This window comes from Pantoea sp. PvP021 (assembly GCF_054056055.1).
Map to the genome: position 1 here is coordinate 1,442,961 of NZ_JBSRXX010000001.1, position 19,548 is coordinate 1,462,508.

21 protein-coding genes are annotated in these 19,548 nt (G+C 55.8%); 7 read left to right on the forward strand and 14 right to left on the reverse strand.

The features are described 5' to 3' along the window. Window position 1: 1 nt before the first annotated feature. The 3 genes from artQ to ACVKSX_RS06665 all read left to right on the forward strand — a co-directional run bounded on the left by artQ (window position 2) and on the right by ACVKSX_RS06665 (window position 2,232). Window positions 2-718 (forward strand): arginine ABC transporter permease ArtQ, encoded by a 717-nt coding sequence (gene artQ / locus ACVKSX_RS06655; protein WP_010254430.1) that lies wholly within the window; start codon window positions 2-4, stop codon window positions 716-718. Beyond that, a complete protein-coding gene (gene artM / locus ACVKSX_RS06660) occupies window positions 718-1,386 on the forward strand; it encodes an arginine ABC transporter permease ArtM (protein ID WP_307380479.1) in 669 nt (222 codons plus the stop codon). Before artQ ends, artM begins: the two co-directional genes overlap by 1 nt. A gap of 114 nt (window positions 1,387-1,500) precedes the next feature. Beyond that, on the forward strand, window positions 1,501-2,232 hold the full coding sequence (locus tag ACVKSX_RS06665) for an arginine ABC transporter substrate-binding protein (protein WP_115758268.1): 732 nt from the start codon (window positions 1,501-1,503) through the stop codon (window positions 2,230-2,232). On the opposite strand, the gene rlmC is transcribed toward ACVKSX_RS06665, so the two are convergent. The 10 genes from rlmC to ACVKSX_RS06715 form a co-directional block, all read right to left on the reverse strand. Beyond that, window positions 2,211-3,401, reverse strand: coding sequence for a 23S rRNA (uracil(747)-C(5))-methyltransferase RlmC (rlmC, locus tag ACVKSX_RS06670; protein ID WP_307380482.1), 1,191 nt, complete (start codon window positions 3,399-3,401; stop codon window positions 2,211-2,213). The two genes, ACVKSX_RS06665 and rlmC, sit on opposite strands and share 22 nt — an antisense overlap. A gap of 41 nt (window positions 3,402-3,442) precedes the next feature. Then, window positions 3,443-3,910 carry a YbjO family protein gene (locus ACVKSX_RS06675; RefSeq protein WP_010254423.1) on the reverse strand — a complete coding sequence of 156 codons (468 nt, stop codon included), beginning with the start codon at window positions 3,908-3,910 and terminating at the stop codon, window positions 3,443-3,445. A 75-nt stretch (window positions 3,911-3,985) separates the two neighbouring features. After that, window positions 3,986-4,831 (reverse strand): putrescine ABC transporter permease PotI, encoded by an 846-nt coding sequence (potI, locus tag ACVKSX_RS06680; protein ID WP_010254422.1) that lies wholly within the window; start codon window positions 4,829-4,831, stop codon window positions 3,986-3,988. Beyond that, window positions 4,828-5,790: a putrescine ABC transporter permease PotH gene (potH, locus tag ACVKSX_RS06685; protein ID WP_010254421.1), complete on the reverse strand. Its 963-nt coding sequence runs from the start codon at window positions 5,788-5,790 to the stop codon at window positions 4,828-4,830. The genes potI and potH overlap by 4 nt, the downstream gene beginning before the upstream one ends. Before the next feature lie 9 nt (window positions 5,791-5,799). Then, entirely contained in the window at window positions 5,800-6,933 is a 1,134-nt protein-coding gene (gene potG / locus ACVKSX_RS06690) for a putrescine ABC transporter ATP-binding subunit PotG (RefSeq protein WP_010254420.1), read from the reverse strand. 122 nt (window positions 6,934-7,055) lie between these two features. Next, window positions 7,056-8,165: a spermidine/putrescine ABC transporter substrate-binding protein PotF gene (potF, locus tag ACVKSX_RS06695; RefSeq protein ID WP_010254418.1), complete on the reverse strand. Its 1,110-nt coding sequence runs from the start codon at window positions 8,163-8,165 to the stop codon at window positions 7,056-7,058. Window positions 8,166-8,552: 387 nt separating this feature from the next. After that, complete coding sequence (locus tag ACVKSX_RS06700) at window positions 8,553-9,032, reverse strand: YbjN domain-containing protein (RefSeq protein ID WP_022625960.1); 480 nt, start codon at window positions 9,030-9,032, stop codon at window positions 8,553-8,555. A gap of 87 nt (window positions 9,033-9,119) precedes the next feature. Beyond that, window positions 9,120-10,022, reverse strand: a complete 903-nt coding sequence (gene rimK / locus ACVKSX_RS06705) for a 30S ribosomal protein S6--L-glutamate ligase (protein ID WP_010254416.1) — start codon at window positions 10,020-10,022, stop codon at window positions 9,120-9,122. A 20-nt stretch (window positions 10,023-10,042) separates the two neighbouring features. Further along, window positions 10,043-10,765, reverse strand: coding sequence for an oxygen-insensitive NADPH nitroreductase (nfsA, locus tag ACVKSX_RS06710; protein WP_010254415.1), 723 nt, complete (start codon window positions 10,763-10,765; stop codon window positions 10,043-10,045). 16 nt (window positions 10,766-10,781) lie between these two features. After that, window positions 10,782-11,033 (reverse strand): DUF1418 family protein, encoded by a 252-nt coding sequence (locus tag ACVKSX_RS06715; RefSeq protein WP_191921159.1) that lies wholly within the window; start codon window positions 11,031-11,033, stop codon window positions 10,782-10,784. A gap of 255 nt (window positions 11,034-11,288) precedes the next feature. Here ACVKSX_RS06715 and ACVKSX_RS06720 point away from each other — a divergent pair, with 255 nt between their 5' ends. Next, the gene (locus ACVKSX_RS06720) at window positions 11,289-11,552 is read left to right on the forward strand and encodes a GrxA family glutaredoxin (protein WP_010254413.1); all 264 of its coding nucleotides are present in this window, start codon (window positions 11,289-11,291) and stop codon (window positions 11,550-11,552) included. 87 nt (window positions 11,553-11,639) lie between these two features. Here the strand turns inward: ACVKSX_RS06720 and ybjM are convergent, their stop codons facing one another. Further along, window positions 11,640-12,005, reverse strand: a complete 366-nt coding sequence (gene ybjM, locus ACVKSX_RS06725; protein ID WP_163762855.1) for an inner membrane protein YbjM — start codon at window positions 12,003-12,005, stop codon at window positions 11,640-11,642. 258 nt (window positions 12,006-12,263) lie between these two features. On the opposite strand from ybjM, the gene ACVKSX_RS06730 reads away from it, so the two are divergent. Together ACVKSX_RS06730 and ybjG are read left to right on the forward strand one after the other, a co-directional pair. Next, window positions 12,264-13,952 (forward strand): aspartate:alanine antiporter, encoded by a 1,689-nt coding sequence (locus ACVKSX_RS06730; RefSeq protein ID WP_010254410.1) that lies wholly within the window; start codon window positions 12,264-12,266, stop codon window positions 13,950-13,952. 404 nt (window positions 13,953-14,356) lie between these two features. Further along, complete coding sequence (ybjG, locus tag ACVKSX_RS06735; protein WP_010254408.1) at window positions 14,357-14,962, forward strand: undecaprenyl-diphosphate phosphatase; 606 nt, start codon at window positions 14,357-14,359, stop codon at window positions 14,960-14,962. A gap of 263 nt (window positions 14,963-15,225) precedes the next feature. Here the strand turns inward: ybjG and ACVKSX_RS06740 are convergent, their stop codons facing one another. Continuing rightward, window positions 15,226-16,428, reverse strand: a complete 1,203-nt coding sequence (locus ACVKSX_RS06740) for a serine hydrolase (protein WP_010254406.1) — start codon at window positions 16,426-16,428, stop codon at window positions 15,226-15,228. 272 nt (window positions 16,429-16,700) lie between these two features. Here ACVKSX_RS06740 and ACVKSX_RS06745 point away from each other — a divergent pair, with 272 nt between their 5' ends. Beyond that, window positions 16,701-17,357: an HAD family hydrolase gene (locus tag ACVKSX_RS06745; protein WP_022625965.1), complete on the forward strand. Its 657-nt coding sequence runs from the start codon at window positions 16,701-16,703 to the stop codon at window positions 17,355-17,357. A 209-nt stretch (window positions 17,358-17,566) separates the two neighbouring features. Here the strand turns inward: ACVKSX_RS06745 and ACVKSX_RS06750 are convergent, their stop codons facing one another. Both ACVKSX_RS06750 and ACVKSX_RS06755 read right to left on the reverse strand, forming a co-directional pair. Then, complete coding sequence (locus ACVKSX_RS06750) at window positions 17,567-18,703, reverse strand: PQQ-dependent sugar dehydrogenase (protein ID WP_010254401.1); 1,137 nt, start codon at window positions 18,701-18,703, stop codon at window positions 17,567-17,569. A 115-nt stretch (window positions 18,704-18,818) separates the two neighbouring features. Next, complete coding sequence (locus ACVKSX_RS06755; protein WP_022625967.1) at window positions 18,819-19,478, reverse strand: DUF3313 domain-containing protein; 660 nt, start codon at window positions 19,476-19,478, stop codon at window positions 18,819-18,821. Window positions 19,479-19,548 lie beyond the last annotated feature (70 nt).

The window sequence follows — 19,548 nt, forward strand, 5'->3', positions numbered from 1 at the left end:
GATGAATGAAATGATGACCCTCGCAAGCGCCGCCGGCATGACCGTCGGCCTTGCTGTTTGTGCTCTCATCGCTGGCCTGGTGCTGGCGATGATTTTCGCTGGCTGGGAGTCACTGCGCCTGAAACCGCTGGCGTGGATTGGCACCGGCCTGGTAACGCTGATCCGCGGCCTGCCGGAAATTCTGGTGGTGCTGTTTATCTATTTTGGCGCCTCACAGCTGCTGCTCACCCTCTCTGACGGCTTCACCCTGAATTTCGGCCTGTTTCAGTTACCGATTCAGGTTGAAATTGAAAACTTCGACGTCAGTCCGTTCCTGTGCGGTGTGATAGCGCTGGCGATGCTCTATGCCGCCTATGCCTCGCAGACGCTGCGCGGCGCGCTGAAAGCGGTGCCGATGGGTCAGTGGGAGTCGGGTCAGGCGCTGGGCATGAAAAAATCGGCCATCTTTCTCCGGCTGATTATGCCGCAGATGTGGCGTCACGCCCTGCCCGGTCTGGGCAATCAGTGGCTGGTGCTGCTGAAAGATACTGCGCTGGTCTCGCTGATTAGCGTCAACGATCTGATGCTGCAAACCAAAAGTATCGCCACCCGCACGCAGGAGCCGTTTACCTGGTTCCTGGTGGCGGCCGCTATCTACTTAGTGATCACGCTCTTCAGCCAGGCGGTGTTACGCCGCATCGAACTGCGCACCACCCGCTTTGAACGGGGGAACAGCTAATGCTGGCCTATCTGCCTGAACTCCTGAAAGGGTTGCATACCAGCCTGACGCTGACGGCAGCCTCGCTGGTCGTGGCCCTGCTGCTGGCGCTGCTCTTCACCGTGGTGCTGTCGCTGAAAACGCCGGTGTTCAACCCGCTGGTCAAAGGCTTTATTACGCTGTTTACCGGCACACCGCTGCTGGTGCAGATTTTCCTGATCTATTACGGTCCGGGACAGTTTCCCTCGATCCAGCAGATCCCCTGGCTGTGGCATTTACTGTCGCAGCCCTGGCTGTGCGCGATGCTGGCGCTGTCGCTGAACAGCGCGGCTTACACCACGCAGCTGTTTTACGGTGCGGTGCGTGCGATTCCTTCCGGACAGTGGCAATCGTGTGCCGCGCTCGGCATGAGCTGCAAAGATACCCTGCGCATTCTGCTGCCGTATGCATTTAAACGCGCCCTCTCCTCCTACTCCAATGAAGTGGTGCTGGTGTTCAAAGGCACCTCGCTGGCCTACACCATCACCCTGATGGAAGTCATGGGCCACGGTCAGTTGCTCTATGGCCGCACCTACGACATCACGGTCTATGCCGCGGCGGGTCTGGTTTATCTCTGCGTTAACGGTTTGCTGACGCTGATGATGCGGCTGATCGAAAAGCGCGCCCTGGCCTTCGAACGACGTAACTGATATCCGGGCGAGGCCCCTCGCCCTTTTCGCCTGAAAAATCACACTAATTGCATAAAAATGCATTTTATGGCAGGGTATCGCCTTCTCTGGCTGACCACATCACAGGAATCATAAATGAAAAAATGGATTGTTGCCGCTGCGCTGGCTTCGCTGGCACTTACCGCCCAGGCAGCGGAAAAGATTCGCTTCGCCGCTTCAGCGACTTATCCGCCGTTTGAATCCCTGGATCGGGAAAATAACCTGGTGGGATTCGATATCGATCTGGCCAAAGCGCTGTGCCAGCAGATGAAAGCGGAGTGTACCTTTACCAACAATGCTTTCGACAGCCTGATCCCGTCACTGAAGTTCCGCCGCTATGACGCGGTGATTTCCGGCATGGATATCACCACTGAGCGCAGCAAGCAGGTCGATTTTACCCAGCCTTATTACGCTAACTCCGCCATCGTGATCGCCCGTAAAGGCCAGTTCAGCAACTTTGCTGAGCTTAAGGGCAAACGCATCGGCGTGGAAAACGGCACCACTCACCAGAAGTACCTGCAGGATAAGCATCCGGAAGTGAAAGTGGTGGCCTATGACAGCTATCAGAATGCGATTCTGGATATGAAGAGTGGCCGGCTGGATGGCGTGTTTGGCGACAGCGCAGTGGTGAATCAGTGGCTGAAGACCAATGCGGATCTCGCCACTGTCGGTGAACATGTTACGGATGCGGACTACTTTGGCACCGGTCTCGGCATTGCCGTGCGTAAAGGCAATACGGCGCTTCGCGATCAGTTCAATCAGGCGCTGAACGAACTGAAAGCCAACGGCAGCTGGCAGCAGCTTAATCAGAAGTGGTTCCCGGAGTAATTACCGGCTGAGGCAGCCTCTGCCGATGCTTTCCCGGACTCGTGCTGACGGCGGGTTAACAGCGTCAGCACTTCAAAATGGGCGGTGTGGGGAAACATATCGAACAGTTGCACCTTCGTCACCTCATAGGCGCTCAGTCGGGCAATATCCTGCGCCATGGTCTGCGGATTGCAGCTTGAATAGAGCAGATAATCCGGAGCCATCTGGCTGAGATAGTCACACAGCGCCTCACCAATTCCACGACGCGGTGGATTAACCAGCACCAGCTGCGGCACCGCGTCGCGTCCGGTCGCAAACGCCGTAGAATCCAGCGCCGCAAACTGCACTTTTTCCAGCCCCAGCATCTCAGCGGAACGCTGGGCGCATTTAATCGCCTCGGCGCTGATCTCAATGCCCGTCAGTTCCATCTCCGCTGTCGCGCAGTGCAGACCAAAACCGCCCACGCCGCAGAAGAGATCCCACATGCTGTTGACCGGCAGCGCCCTGACCCAGTCGCGCGCGGTGGCATAGAGTGCGCTGGCAACCTGCGGGTTGGTCTGGAAGAAGCTTTGCGGGCGGATCCACAGCGGCACGCCGTTGAAGTTCTCTGCCAGCGACTGCGCGGGCGTCAGCGCAATCTCTTCTTCCCCCTCCAGAATCGCCATATGCACCGGCTGAATATTGGCAGAGATCACCGCCAGCTGCGGCAGTTGCTGTTGCAGCCACGGCAATGCGGCGCGCAGCTGTTCCAGTTTCGCGGTTGAACGCAGGACAAAGCGCAGCATCACGCCACCCTGCTGGCTTTCGGTTATCAGCAGGAATTTGAGTTCGCCGCGTTTGCGCGCCACGTTATAGGGCGTCAGTCCGGCACGGGCGATAAAGGGCTTAAGTGCAGCAAAAACCGGCTGGAAGCTGGCGGGATAGAGCGGACAATCGCACAGATCCACAGCTTCACCATCACGATGGATTAATCCCAGCACCGGACGCTCTACGCTGCCACTCACCACCATTTTGGCTTTATTACGAAATGCCTGCTGCGGTGAGGTGACCGGCGGCAACCAGGCAGCGACCGGCTGCTCAGCCAGTAACTGTTCCAGCATCGACTGTTTGTCGTTCAGCTGAGTGGGATAGGGTTTTTCCAGCCACTGACAGGAGCGGCAACGGTTAGCGTCATAAAGCGCGCAGTGCATGGTAAAGCCTTAACGATCGGGTCGGGCGGAACGCGATTGTATCATCGCTTCCTGAAAAAAGCGCGGCTGCTGGCAGGCAGAAACAGCAGCAGGAGCACCAGCAGATCGGGGATTTTCTGCGACAGGGTATGGTGGATAATCTGGACGTTATTGTCGCCATCAATGCTGAAAATCTCGGGGTAGATCCAGCCCAGCGAGGCGACCAGCATATAGCTGAGCACAATCACCTGCGTCGCCACATAGCCCCAGCGTCCACGGTTACTGCCGCGCATCAGGGTAAAGGCGCAGCGCAGTTCGAACAGGAAGATCAGCTGGCTGGCGACAAAGATGAGTGTCGCGTCCCAGGACTGGGCGCTGCGGTGAACAAAGTTGGCGAGTTCACTGTAACCCAGCTCGTTTGCCAGCATCAGGACGCTCAGGCAGCGGGTCGCAATAATAGCAATGCCCGCAACCGTCACCGGAACCGGCGCGATTGAAAGCGTGGCACTGCTTTTGAAGATTTCTGACATAGTCCGTGACTCCACCTGATCGAAAAACGGGCCGGTCAGACCGGCCCGTTCATATAGTGGCAAAGGTTACGGATTTCAGCCACGTTTAGCTTTCTGAATATCGCTTAAACGTTGTTTTTCTTCGTGTGCCATCACCCGCCAGGCGATAAAACCCACTAAACCGACCACAAACAGGATCAATGAAGCCAGCGCATTGATTTCCGGGTTAACGCCGCGTCGCACGGTGGCGAAGATCGCCATCGGCAATGTGGTGGCACCCGGCCCGGTCACAAAGCTGGCAATCACCAGATCGTCGAGTGACAGGGTAAACGCCAGCAGCCAGCCGGTCACAATAGCCGGTGCAATCATGGGCACGGTAATCACAAAAAAGACCTTCAGCGGCGTTGCGCCTAAATCCATCGCCGCCTCTTCGATGGAGCGGTCCAGCTCACGCAGACGCGAGTTAATCACCACGGCCACATAGGCGGTACAGAAGGTGACGTGGGCCAGCCAGATGGTCAGCATGCCGCGTTCGCTCGGCCAGCCAAAGGCGTTGCCCATTGCCACAAACAGCAGCAGCAGCGACAGTCCGGTGATGACGTCGGGCATCACCAGCGGCGCGGTCAGCATAAAGGCAAAACCATTGTGGCCACGGAAGCGACCAAATCGCACGATAATTACCGCCGCCAGCGTGCCCAGCACCACCGCCATGGTGGCGGAGAGACCGGCAATACTCAGACTCAGTAGCACGGCGTCAATCATCGCGCTGTCCTGGAAGAGCACCCTGTACCAGTGGAACGAGAAGCTCTCCCACACCGTCACCAGCGGTGAGCTGTTGAAGGAGTAAACCACCAGCAGCAGCATCGGCGCATAGAGGAACAGGAAGCAGCAGACCAGAATACCGGTACGCCAGGGTGAGCGAATGGTTGGCAAATTATTCATGCCTTCTCTCCCATTTCACGGTTTTGATGCTTGTGGAACCAGATGATCGGCAGAATCAGGATCAGCAGAATGATAACCGCCAGCGCGGAGGCCACCGGCCAGTCGCGGTTGTTAAAGAACTCCTGCCACAGGATACGGCCAATCATGATGCTGTCAGGGCCACCCAGCAGTTCAGGGATCACGTACTCCCCCACCGCCGGGATAAACACCAGCATCGATCCGGCGATAATGCCCCCTTTGGTCAGCGGGACAATCACGCTGAAAAAGGTCTTCAGCGGACGCGCACCCAGATCCAGTGAGGCTTCCACCAGCGAGTAATCAATGCGGGTCAGCGCGGTGTAGATTGGCAGCACCATAAACGGCAGATAGCAGTAGACGATACCGATATAGACCGCTGTATTGGTGTAGAGGATCACCAGCGGATGATCGATCACCCCCAGCCACAGCAGGAACCGGTTCAGAATACCGTTGTTGTTAAGCAGCCCCATCCAGGCGTAGACGCGGACCAGAAATGAGGTCCATGACGGCAGGATCACCAGCAGCAGCAGAATGGTGCGCATGGATGGCTTGCTGTGCGCCACGGCCCACGCGAGCGGGTAGCCAATCAGCAGACAGATCACCGTGGAGATCGCTGCCACTTTCAGCGACTGCAGATAGGCATCGACGTAGAGCGGATCGTCGGTCAGCGTCAGGTAGTTGCCGAAATTGAGCACAATGCTGAACTGGTCATCAGCCCAGCTCACCAGCTCGGTGTAGGGGGGAATCGCACGCGCAATGTCCGCGAAGCTGATCTTCAGCACCGTCAGAAACGGCAGCAGAAACAACAGCACCAGCCAGACATAAGGCAAGGCGATCACCAGCTTGCGGCCATGCTGCATTTTTATCCGCGTGGCCCAGCGTTGCAGCGGCGTGCCGACCAGTCGGGCAGGCGCTTTAGCGCGTTGGAAAATCTGGCTCATAGCCGCTCCTTAAACCGTCAACACCACGCAGCTGTCGCATTCCCAGCAGAGGCGGACTTCATCACCCCAGGTCGGCAACCCTTTGCGGTAGCGATGTGCGTTTTGCAACTGTGCGCTGATCATCTGTCCGCTGTGCAGACGGACATGGAAGATAGAGAGGTCGCCGAGATAGGCGATGTGGACCACTTCACCCACCGCAAAGTTACAGCCATCGGCAGGCACCTCATCGCACAACATCACTTTTTCCGGGCGCAGTGCGACATGGACCGGAACGTTATCCACCACCGAGACATCGGAGTCGACTTTCAGCGGATGCATCAGGCCGGGACTGTCGATCACCAGGCCATCCGCCTGACGTTCACGCAGTAAGCCTTCGAAGACGTTAACCGAACCGATAAATTCCGCGCTGTAGCGGCTGGTAGGATGCTCGTAGATCTCCTCCGGTTCACCAATCTGTACGAACTTGCCGCGATTCATAATCGCGATACGGCCCGCCATGGTCATCGCCTCTTCCTGATCGTGCGTCACCATCACACAGGTGGCGCCAACACGCTCCAGAATATCGACCACTTCCAGCTGCATCCTGTCGCGCAGCTTCTTGTCCAGTGCCCCCATCGGCTCATCCAGCAGCAGCAGTTTCGGCCGTTTCGCCAGGCTGCGGGCCAGCGCCACACGCTGACGCTGACCACCGGAGAGCTGGTGCGGTTTGCGTTTAGCAAACTCCTGCATATGCACCAGCGCCAGCATCTCTGCTACCCGGCTGGTGATCTCCCCTTTCGGCAGCCGATCCTGTTTCAGACCAAAGGCGATATTCTGCTCCACCGTCATGTGGGGAAACAGCGCGTAGGACTGGAACATCATGTTGATCGGGCGCTGATAGGGAGCAACGTGGGACAGATCCTGGCCATCCAGCACAATCTGCCCGCTGGTTGGCGGCTCAAAACCGGCCAGCATGCGCAGCAGCGTTGATTTACCACAGCCCGATGCGCCCAGCAGGGCAAAGATCTCACCTTTATAAATTGTCAGGCTGACATCATCCACGGCGTGTTGCCCGTCAAAGGATTTGGTCAGATTGCGAATTTCCAGCAGTGGCGTTAACGCCTTTGCGGTTTTATTTTGAGGACGGGGAATGGCATCGTTCACAAAGGTTCTCTCCGGAGCCAGGCGGAACATGGCGACAAAATTTGCCGCTAAAAATGGCACAACAGAGGCCGACACCGCGCCTCTGTTGCTGATACATGACAGGTCAATCCGTTAAGGACGAATTACTTACCACTTTTTACTTTAGTCCATGCGCGCGTACGCACACGATCCAGTTTAGGATCCTGGACTTTCAGCACAAACAATTTCGACATCGCTTCTGGCGTCGGGAAGATACCCGGGTTGTTGCGGACGTCGGCATTGATCAGCGGCAGCGACGCTTTGTTGCCGTTGGCGTAGTTCATTTTGTTGGAGACATCGGCGATCACTTTCGGATCCATGATGTAGTTCAGCCAGGCGTAAGCACCATCGAGGTTTTTCGCATCTTTCGGGATCGCCATCATATCGAAGAAGGCCAGTGCGCCCTCTTTCGGTACGCTGTAGCCCAGATGCACGCCATTTTTCGCCGCATCAGCACGGTTTTTCGCCTGCAGAATATCGCCCGACCAGCCAATGGCGACGCAGATATTACCGTTGGCCAGATCGTTGATGTACTGCGACGAATGGAAGTAGCGGATATTCGGACGCAGTTTCAGCAGCAGGTCAGTGGCCGCGCCGGAATACTCTTTGGCATCAGAGGTATTGGGATCTTTGCCCAGGTAATTGAGCACCGTGGCGAAAATCTCTTCTGGCGCATCCAGGAAGGAGACGCCGCAGCTTTTCAGCTTCTCCAGGTTTTCCGGCTTCAGCACCAGATCCCAGCTGTTGACCGGCGCATCGGCACCCAGTGCGGCTTTGACCTTGTCGACGTTGTAGCCGATACCGGTGGTGCCCCACAGATAAGGAATGGCATATTTATTACCCGGATCGTGCTGCGCCACTTTCTCCATCAGCGCCGGATCGAGGTTTTTGTAGTTAGGCAGTTTGCTCTTATCCAGCGGCTGGAATACCCCGGACTGCAGCTGACGCGCCAGGAAGCTGGAGGATGGCACCACCACATCATAGCCGGTGCTGCCCGCCATCAGTTTGCCTTCCAGGACTTCGTTGGAGTCAAACACATCGTAGACCACTTTGATGCCGGACTGCTTTTCAAAGTTCGGCACGGTATCTGGCGAAATATAATCGGACCAGTTGTAGACGTGCAGCGTTTTATCTTCCGCCATGCTGCTGGCCGATGCGGCCATTAGCGCAGCAGCTACCACAGCTGACAGCCATTTCTGACGTGAGTTGAACATATTTTTCCATCCTCCTGAGCGGGTCATTACAACGCTGCAAACCAGAGATCCCTGCATTGCGTTCTGTACAAGACGTCAGTGACACAATGAATCATTATTCAGCGGGAGTTTAATAGCAAAAACCTATAGCTGAGGCGCAGTTACGCGCCTGTTACAGCCCCGCAAGCATAGCCCCCCCGGTCAGGCTTCACCAGACCCCAGCGTAAAAAACGCCTGAAAGCGATATTTTATGCATGTTTGAGCTATGAGGTTCGGCTTTGATGGCATAAACCACGACTAATATCTGGCGTTAAAGGGCAAAATGCAGAATAAAAAATTATCGCGGCAGCGGATGGCGGGCATAAAAAAGCCGTCTCAGGGACGGCTCAGTGTGTGACCATGTCGGGCTTAGTGCAGCACAGAATGAACGCTGGTCACCGGAACGTGCTCTTCTTCTTCGCCCACGATTAACAGATTGTTGGCAAAGGCTTCCAGGATCACCATGGAGATCTGCTCTTCACTCTGTTTCATAAAGTGCGAGAACTGACCAAAGGTTAACCCGGCGGTGGTAATCATTGACTGACAGACAATGAGTTTCGGCAGATTATCATCCTGAATGTCGATAAATGCTTTCACCGTCAGCGAACTGGCATTGATCTGCGACAAATCGCCAACCAGTGGAATCAGCGCCGTCGGCTTCACTTCAGCCAGCGCCGAAAACAGAATGACGTTGTCGACCAGATCGATTTTGGCGTCAAACACCCCATCGAAGTTTTGCATGTGCGGCAGATGAAGTGCCTGACAGGCATCGCATTCGAACCAGGTGATATTTTGCTGATCCAGCCAGCGACGCAGCAGGTCGATATCCGGAACGACAAGAGAATCCATCGTAAAATCCCAGTGGGGTGATAAACAGGCGACTTAGCTTACGGAAAAATGCGCGACGATGCCATGAAAACCGCTGAAAAGCGCGTGTCAGCCAGCGGTTTTAGGACGGAGCCCGGGGATGGCCTGCTGCTCAATCCGTTCGATCATCAGGGCGGCGATGTTAAGGTCACTGCTGGTTTCAATGCCTTCAAGACCGGGCGAGGCGTTAACTTCCATCACCAGCGGGCCGCGATGGGCGCGCAGAATATCGACGCCCGCCACTTCCAGCCCGAGCGTAGCCGCCGCTTTCACGGCGATCTGCCGCTCCTGTTGCGTAATGACGACCGGATAAGCTTTGCCGCCGCGATGCAGATTAGAGCGAAAGTCGCCCTCTTTCGCCACCCGCTCAATCGCTGCCACCACCTGATTGCCAATCACCAGACAGCGAACATCACGACCCTGCGCTTCTTTAATAAACTCCTGCACCAGAATATGGGCATTCAGGCCGCGAAAGGCATCGATAACGCTTTCTGCCGCCTGCCGCGTTTCCGCCAGCACCACGCCAATGCCCTGGGTGCCCTCCACCAGCTTGACCACCAGCGGCGCACCGCCGACCAGGGCGATCAGATCAGCGGTGTCATCGGGTGAGGAGGCAAAGCCGGTGACCGGCATGTCGATGCCTTCCCGTGCCAGCAGCTGCAGCGAGCGCAATTTGTCACGGGTGCGGGTAATGGCGGCGGACTCATTCAGCGGATAGCTGCCGCACATCTCAAACTGTCGCAGCACGGCCGTGCCATAAAAAGTGATAGGGTTGCCGATCCGCGGGATAACCGCATCAAAATGGCCCAGCGGTTCACCACAGTAGTGAACCGCCGGTGAGGCGGGATTAATATTCATATAGCAGGAGAGCGGATCGATGATCTGAACCTGGTGGCCGCGCGCGGCGGCCTCCTCACGCAGTCGCCGACTGGAGTAGAGCGTCTCATCACGTGACAGGATAGCTATCTTCATCGCTGCTCTCCCTTACTGGCTTAACGCGTGGCCCAGCCCTGCTGATGCAGATAATCGAGCATAAACGGACGCGTCTCTTTAATGATCAGGCGCTGGATCAGCTCACTCCAGGTTTCGCTGCGCTGGTTGCTGTCGCGCTGCTGATAATAGAGCTCTGTGCGACTATCGTATTCGGCCAGTACCGCCGGATCCAGCGGCTGATAGCGGTTCTCATGCACCAGCATCGCGTGCGGCATACGCGGTTTGACGTCCGGCTTTGACTCCGGATGGCCCAGGCAAAAACCAAACAACGGCAGAACAAATTTCGGCAGGCCCAGCAGTTCGGTTACTTCCACGATACTGTTACGGATTCCGCCGATAAAGACGCCGCCCAGATCCAGCGATTCCGCTGCGACCATGGCATTCTGACCCATCAGCGCGGTATCGACGCAGCCCAGCAGCAACTGCTCGGCACGACCCAGCTGCGCATCAGGGCAAATCTGCAGGTGGCGATTAAAGTCAGCGCAGAAGATCCAGAACTCAGGCGCATCCGCGACCCAGGTCTGTCCGCCCGTCAGCGTCACCAGCTTGTCGCGCAGGGCTTTGTCGGTGATACGGATAATGGAAGAACACTGTAAAAAACTGGATGTGGACGCCGATTGCGCCGCAGTAATAATCGCTTCACGCTGTGCTTCGCTGACCGGCTGGTCAGTAAAGGCGCGGATTGAACGATGGCTGCACAGTAAATCAATGGTCGGTGTCATAAAGTCTCCAGCAACATTATCTTTTTTTGTCAGTTTGATTAAACAGCTGTGGTGCTATCGCTTTCGCGGTGCGCCACATTAACAGCCAGGCAGCAGGCAGCATCAGAACCACGCCAGCAATAAACAGCACAGTGGCCAGCGTTTTTACATCCGCCTTGTCTGGCAGCGGAAGCCAGTGGTTGATCAGCAGCAGCGCGGCCACGACTAACAGGCCGCCAGCCGCCTCCAGCACCACCACAAACCGGGGTAATCTGGCTACACTCTGCATGATATCCTCCTGCCTTAGCGGCTGACTGAGCGTCAATTATGGTCAACAACCCAAAAATTGCGCGAGATACACGGGCTGCCGGCGCGAAAAAGCCTCTGATTCAGAGGCTTCCTGACCGGGCAGCGATAGCGTGCGGGCATCAGACTAACAGGCAAATCCTGCTTTCCTTAAGCGATACGAGCGGGCATCATGGTTGCCATTCTCTGTTTCATTGTGTGATACACATCACATAATAGTCGCTGCAAGGAGTTCTCAATGATTGCTGTTATTTTTGGTCGTCCGGGCTGTCCCTACTGTGTGCGTGCCCATGAACTGGCCGACAAACTAACCGCTGAACGTGATGATTTTAGCTACCAGTATGTCGATATTAACGCAGAAGGCATTACTAAAGCCGACCTGGAAGCGAGCGCCGGTAAACCGGTCAGCACCGTGCCACAGATTTTCGTTGACGAAAAACATATCGGTGGCTACACCGAGTTTGCGGCCTGGACCAAAGAGAATCTGGGATTTGCCGCGTAAGCGCTGATAGCCGGAATGAAAAAGGCGAGCCAGGTTTTCCTGTCTCGCCTTTTTACGCTCTGCCGGTCATCCATCGCCCAACACTGTTTAATTGAGTGATGCCATCACTATCTGCATCAACCGTACCAGCAAGGCCCCGCAGCCTGCCCAGAACAGCGCGCTGAGGCTCCATGCGACCACAAAGAGTGCGTTGCTGTGGATAAACAGGCTGCTGTTTAACAGCAGTGCTGCCAGTAACGTTCCCCACAGTCCCATCAGCAGGGTGCTTTTTAACGGGCTTTTCACCTGCACCAATGCCATCACAATACCGGGCAACATAAAGAGCAGTAATTCGGGCTGACCACGAAGCGGGCCGGGACCGACCTGCCAGAAATGACAGGTAAAGACAAACACCAGACTGTACAACACCACGCCGCACAGGCGGGTAGTCCAGAGATAAGAACGCTGCGGCATACCACCCCACTGATTAAAAGTAACCCCGACAATAACCTGCTGATAACCCTGATGCGTTCAGATGGAAATAAAAAGAAACAGTTCGCTGTGGCAACGAATGAAAACAGCCAATGGCTGTGAAAGATATTTGTGATTAGAATAGCGCCGCGGTAAAGGTTCCATTTGCAGTACTGATGCAACAGCACCTCAACGGCCTGCTCACGATAGCGAAAAACAGGCTATTCTTCAATAGGTTACATGTTAACAAGAAGTTAAACAGTGAATATTAACGTCGCAGGATTGTTAAGCGGAAATGACATTTTGTTATTGTTTGTCGTTTTAGCGCTCGGCCTCTGTCTGGGTAAGTTGCGTCTGGGCTCGGTTCAGCTGGGAAATTCGATTGGCGTATTAGTGGTTTCGCTCTTATTAGGCCAGCAGCACTTTACGATCAATACCGATGCATTGAGTCTGGGCTTTATGCTGTTTATTTTTTGTGTCGGCGTCGAAGCCGGTCCCAACTTTTTTTCCATTTTCTTTCGCGACGGCAAAAACTATTTCATGCTCGCCATCGTCATGGTGGTCAGCGCACTGTTGCTGGCGCTGGGACTGGGCAAACTCTTTGGCTGGGATATCGGTCTCACCGCCGGCATGCTGGCCGGGTCGATGACCTCAACGCCGGTGCTGGTCGGGGCGGGCGATACCCTGCGGCAAAGCATCAGCGATCCGAAGCAGCTTGGACTGATGCAGGATCAGCTGAGCCTCGGTTATGCCGTGACCTATCTGATAGGCCTGGTCAGTCTGATTTTCGGCGCACGTTATCTGCCCCGTCTGCAACATCAGGATCTGCCCACCTGCGCCCAGCAGATCGCCCGGGAACGCGGTCTGGATGCGGACAGCCAGCGCAAAGTTTTCCTGCCGGTGATCCGCGCCTATCGCGTCGGTCCGGAACTGGTGGCATGGAGCGGCGGCAAAAACCTGCGCGAACTGGGTATCTATCGGCAGACCGGTTGCTACATTGAGCGCATCCGCCGCAACGGCATTCTCGCCAGTCCCGATGGCGATGCGGTGTTACAGCTCGGTGATGATATCTCGCTGGTGGGCTATCCCGATGCTCACGCCCGGCTCGACCCCAGCTTCCGCAACGGCAAAGAGGTTTTTGACCGCGACCTGCTGGATATGCGCATCGTCACTGAAGAGATCGTGGTGAAAAACCACAATGCGGTAAATAAACGCCTCAGCAAGTTAAACCTCACCGATCACGGCTGCTTCCTGAACCGGGTGATACGCAGTCAGATAGAGATGCCGATCGACGACAGTATCATGCTGAACAAAGGTGATGTGCTGCAGGTCAGCGGCGAGGCACGACGAGTGAAAAGCGTGGCGGATCGCATTGGCTTTATCGCGATTCACAGTCAGATGACCGATCTTTTAGCCTTCTGCGCCTTCTTTATCGTGGGTCTGATGATTGGTCTGATCACCTTCCAGTTCAGCAATTTCAGTTTTGGTATTGGTAACGCAGCGGGCCTGCTGTTTGCCGGTATTATGCTCGGCTTCCTGCGTGCCAACCATCCGACCTTTGGTTATATTCCGCAGGGCGCGCTCACTATGGTGAAAGAGTTCGGTCTGATGGTGTTTATGGCGGGTGTGGGATTGAGTGCCGGTAGCGGCATTAATCACGGCCTGAGCAGCGATGGTGCGCTGATGCTGCTGTGCGGCCTGCTGGTCAGCCTGATTCCGGTGATCATCTGCTATCTGTTTGGTGCTTATGTGTTGCGGATGAACCGCGCCCTGCTGTTTGGCGCCATCATGGGCGCACGTACCTGCGCACCGGCCATGGAGATCATCAGTGATACGGCACGCAGCAATATCCCGGCGCTGGGCTATGCCGGGACCTATGCCATCGCCAACGTGTTGCTGACGCTGGCGGGAACGCTGATTGTGATTATCTGGCCGATATTGCCCCTATAAAATTTTTTTGCCTGCGTCCAGAACTTTATTGTTAAGGGATAGTCATAATAAGTGCCACTGCTTTTCTTTGAAATCCCCAAATTGTGGAGCCCGCTGGTCTTTTTCCCGGCGGGTTTTTTTATGCCCTTTTTTCGTCCCTGCCCGCCATTCCCCGCCTGATTCACAACTGCATGTGTCATAAAACTTAAACCGTTACACAACTCAACGGCAGATTAAGAGCCTTTCTATAGACGAACAAAACGGTAAAAAGCAGGATAGACCGCTGTTTAGTTAGCAATTTGTGCTGACTGATTGGGTGAGCGAGTTGTCGCTGACCGTTTTTTTTGCCGCTGTTATCGGGCCGGGCTGGCGGGATGCTGCCAGCTGCCGTTAACCGGACTGTCTGCTGAGGAATTTATCCCGAAATGGAAGAGCTGAACCATTCACTGTTTACTGCCATTAATGCCACACCGGCTTCACCCGCCTGGTTACTGCAGCTGGCGACGTTTTTTGCCAAAGATCTGATCGCCATCGTGCCGCTGTTAATCGTAGCGATGTGGCTCTGGGGACCGCGTGATCAGGTGTCTTCGCAGCGGGTGCTGGTACTGAAAACCGGTATGGCGCTGATCTATGCGCTGGCGATCTCCTGGTCTGTGGGCCAGCTGTTGCCGCATCCCCGCCCTTTCGCTATCGGTTTTGGTTATCAGTTCCTGCATCACGCCGCCGATGACTCCTATCCCAGCGATCACGGCACCACGATATTCACCTTTGCACTGGCCTTTATCTTCTGGCATCGCCTCTGGTCAGGTGTGGTTCTGATGGTGGCCGGTTGCGCTATTGCCTGGTCGCGGGTCTACCTTGGCGTTCACTGGCCAATGGATATGCTGGGCGGGTTCCTGGTGGGTCTGCTGAGCTGTCTGGCTTCGCATCTGGCGTGGCAGTTCTATGGCGAGCGGATGCTGGCGGTAATCAATCCACTCTATCGGTCGCTATTTGCCGTGCCGATTCGCAAAGGCTGGACGCAGGATTAAGAAAGGGACGCGTTAGCGTCCCTGAAGCTGTCGGAAAAAAACTGCACCTGACAGCGGTGAGATCGAGCCTGCGCAGGGAACTGGGTCAGATCGGAAAGACGCAAAAACCGCCATCCATGGCATGCTCGGCCCGCGCCATCCCTGGCGCGGGACGCTTTCCTCTTCTGACCCAGCTCCCTGCGCGCTGAGCTAATGCGTTGCGGTTAGATCCTGTTTTAGAAACAGCGCTCGTCTGAGAGGAACATATCAGCGTCCCTGCTTACTTATGAAAACCACTTCCCGAACCAGCCATTGAATTTCATCATCACGAAATCAATCATCCGGCTGAAGAACCCGCCTTCCGGCACATCCTGCATCACCACCAGCGGCCGCTGCTCAATGGTTTTCCCGTCCAGCTGGAAATCGATGGTGCCGACTACCTGATTCTTCTTCAGCGGGGCTTCCAGCTGCGGCGTAGTGAGTCTGAAACTCGCCTTCAGATTCTTCATCTGCCCTTTAGGGATGGTCAGCGCAGCATCTTTCGCTACGCCCAGATTGACCTGGCTGCGATCACCGAACCAGACCCGCTGCTGCGCAAACGGTGCATCCGCTTTAATCGGCGTGACCGTTTCAAAGAAACGGAAGCCCCATGTCAGCAGCTTTTCACTTTCGCGGAAACGAATCGCATCGCTGGCGGTGCCCAGCACCACCGAGATCAGACGCATATCCCCTTCGGTTGCTGAAGCGACCAGATTATTCCCCGCGCCTGAGGTGTGGCCGGTTTTGACGCCATCAACCTTGAGATTGGTGCTCCACAACAGGCGGTTGCGGTTGATCTGGCGAATATTATTGAAGGTGAACTCTTTCTCTTTATTCAGCGCGTACTCTTCGGGCACATCGCGGATCAGCGCCTGAGCAATCAGCGCCATGTCACGCGCGGTACTGTACTGCCCTTCTGCATCCAGACCGTGTACCGTCATAAAGTGGGTATTCTGCAGTCCCAGCGCCTTCACGTAGTTGTTCATCAGGCCGATAAACGAATCCTGACTGCCCGCCACATAATCCGCCAGCGCAATACAGGCGTCATTGCCGGACTGGATCACGATTCCCTTATTCAGCTCATGCACCGGAATACGATCGCCCGGCTTGAGGAACATCAGCGACGAGCCGCGCAGCTTAGGGTTGCCGGTGGCCCAGGCATCCTGTCCGACGGTAACCAGGTCATCCGGCTTAATTTTGCCCGCTTTAATCGCCTGACCCACAACATAGCTGGTCATCATTTTAGTCAGACTGGCGGGGTCGAGGCGCTGATCGGCACTGGATTCGGTTAACACCTTACCGCTGGCGTAGTCGATCAGAATCCACGCTTTAGCATCAATGCCTGGCGCGGCGGGAGCCTGCTCAGCAAAAACGCTGACGGGGGCAAGAATCAGTAATGAAGTGGCAGCAAGGTGCCGCAGGCGAGATGTGAAGCGAGTGTTTGTCATGGGCTTGGCCGGATTGTCCTTGTTAAATCGAAATTCCAGGGGCAGAAAATTCTCACTCAAACGCTAACCCTTGACGGCAGCGAAAAAAACCGTCGAATCGTAAAGTTTTTTAGAGTTTAGTAGAGTAACCCTGGCATAAGTGCCGCGCGCGTGCCGCTTTTCCCCGCTTCTGTCGCTATCAAAACTGCGTGAAATTCCGATTTTTCGCAGAAGAGTTAAGCCCGTCACAAATATCAGTTAACCTGAACGCCAGTCAGCCGAGGAGACCGACCATGGACTTAGCCCTTTTTGATCTGGATGAAACACTCATTTGTGAAGACAGCACCAGCCTGTGGCTGCGCTGGCTGGTATCACAGGGATTCGCTCCCAGTGAACTGATTGATCAGGAACAGGCATTAATGAGCCAGTACTATGCCGGTACGCTGTCGATTGAAGAGTATATGAATAAAACACTCTCCCCCCTGGCGGGCATGGCCACGCTTACCGTTGAAGGCTGGGTGCGCCGCTTCATTCACCGCGACATCATGCCACGCGTTTATCCTGCAGCCCGCGAGCGGATTGAGTGGCACCGGGCGCGTGGCGACAAGGTCATGATCATCTCCGCCAGCGGCGAGCATCTGGTGGTGCCGATTGCAGAGAAGCTGGGTGCCTGCGGCGCGCTGGCGATTGGCGTTGAAATCGTGGACGAGCGCTACAGCGGCAACACTTACGGCACCATGACCTATAAAGAGGGCAAAGTCACGCGACTGGGTGACTGGAAAGCGCTGCAGCAGGACGAGGCCTTTGACCGCACCTGGGCCTACAGCGATTCGATGAACGACCTGCCGCTGCTGGAACAGGCCGATCATGCCCATGTCATCAACCCTGACGAACAGTTACACAAGGAAGCGTTAAACCGCGGCTGGCAGGTTTATCACTGGGCGCGCTGACTCAGAGCCTGGTCCATCAGGCGTAACTGTTGCTGGCAGCCTGGACACGGACAGCGCGGCACAACCGAAACGGACACGTAGTCCGTGAGGATTACTCGCTGCGCTCGCCCCTTCAGGGCCGCCCTGACGGGCGTTCAGGTTGCTAAAGCAGCCTGTGTGAGCACTGCCCAGGCCCAGACTGACCAATAAAATAGCCCGGGGACAGGCTCTTAGCCGCGGGACGCACCAGCGTCCTGCGCTAATCCCACTTTCAGCAGCTTGCCATTGGCCTCATCGGTCAGCACATAGAGCCAGCCATCCGGCCCCTGCCGCACATCGCGAATGCGCGCCTTCTGATCGTCCAGCAGACGCTGCTCTTCCACCACTTTCTCGCCGTTGATACTCAGACGAATCAGGTTTTTCTCTTTCAGAGCGCCGATAAACAGCGAGTTTTTCCACTGCGGAAAACGGGCGCTATTGTAGAACGCCATGCCGCTGATGGCCGGAGAATCCTTCCAGTGATAAAGCGGCGGTTCGGTACCCGCAACCTGTGTGCCTTGTGACTCCGGCACTTTGTCACCGCTATAGTCGATGCCGTAGGTTGCCAGCGGCCAGCCGTAATTCTTGCCCCGCTCCATGATATTCACTTCATCGCCGCCGCGCGGGCCATGTTCATTTTCCCATATCTTGCCGGTCCAGGGGTTAAGCGCCAGCCCCTGCGGATTACGCAAACCATAGGCCCAGATCTCTGGCCGTGCGCCGCGCTGTTTCGCAAACGGGTTATCGTCCGGCACGCTGCCATCGGCGTTGAGCCGCAGCAGTTTGCCCTGCAGCTTATCGAGATCCTGCGCAGCGCTGCTGGCAAAGTTATCGCCGAAGGCGATCCAGAGATAGCCCTGGGTATCAAACGCCAGCCGGGTACCGATGTTGTTGCCGCTGGAGAGCATCGGCGTCTGCCGAATCACCTCGCGGAAATCGCTGAGTTGCCGGTTATCCTTGCTCAGCGTGCCCACGCCTACCACCGCGCCCGCTTTGCCACTGCTGTTCGCTTCGGTATAGCTAAGCCAGACGCGACGACTGGTGGCAAAATCGGGTGCCAGCACCACGTCCAGCAGGCCACTCTGCCGTTCTGCCCAGACCTTTGGCACGCCCTGGATCGGCTGCGACAGGCCGCTCTCCGGGCTCCAGCTGCGCAGTTGTCCGCTACGTTCGGTAATCAGCAGCGTTTTGTTGTCGGGCAGGAAGGCGACGGACCATGGATGTTGTAACTTATCCTGTAATACCTCGACCTTTACGTCGGCGGCAAACAGGGGGGCGGTACAGAACAGGGAGCCACTTAGCAACAAGGCAGTTGAGAAACGGGCCATAACGATCTCCTGACGGGATAGAATGCCCTTAAGCGTAGTCAGCCCCTCTGCAATGATGTTGAGGATTTACAAAAGATTAATCAGGGCGACAGCGCTCTGCTGTCGCCCGTCAGAGTCAGGGCGCGTTAAAACTTACCGTGTCACGCACCATCGTATCGATCCCAGGCTTCAGCTCGTCAAAGGTGATCGGCGTATTGCTGTTACTGACCGTTTTGCCAAAGGCTTTGCGAACCACCCGGATCATCGGTTTGCCCGTCACCGCATCGCTGGCTTCTATCTCCAGAAACAGTTCGCTGTTCTGAGTACGATGCCCTGACGCCGCCATGGTGCTGGCAACGACCGCGGCAACCGGTACCACTTCATAAAACTGCACGCCCTGATTTTCTGCTGACACGGCGGTAATGGCGGCCCTTACCTTCAGGGTATGCGGCGTAGCCTGATTCACCAGCGGCAGGCGGGTGGCTATCGCGCCTTTTAGCTGGATCTCGGTGTAACTGAGCACCTGATCCAGCGTTTGCTGAGTGACGCGTGGCGTGGGGTGCGCCGCCGGGTAGTAGATCAGCGATGTATAAAGCACATCTTTATAATGGCTGCTTTGATAGTCGGGTGATATCCAGCGCAGAGTCGGTTCACCACTGGCTGACGACGTCGGTTGCAACTGGCTGTAATCGCTTAAAAAACCTGAATATTGCTGCTTATCAGCAACATGAGAAGTACAACCACTGAGCAGCACGGCAGAGACCGCCAGAAGAGCAGCAACGGAAGTTTTACGCATCATCAACTCGCTTGTATCAGGAAGGTTTAAGCAAGCATAGATAAGCCAGAGGGGAAATGCAGAATAACAG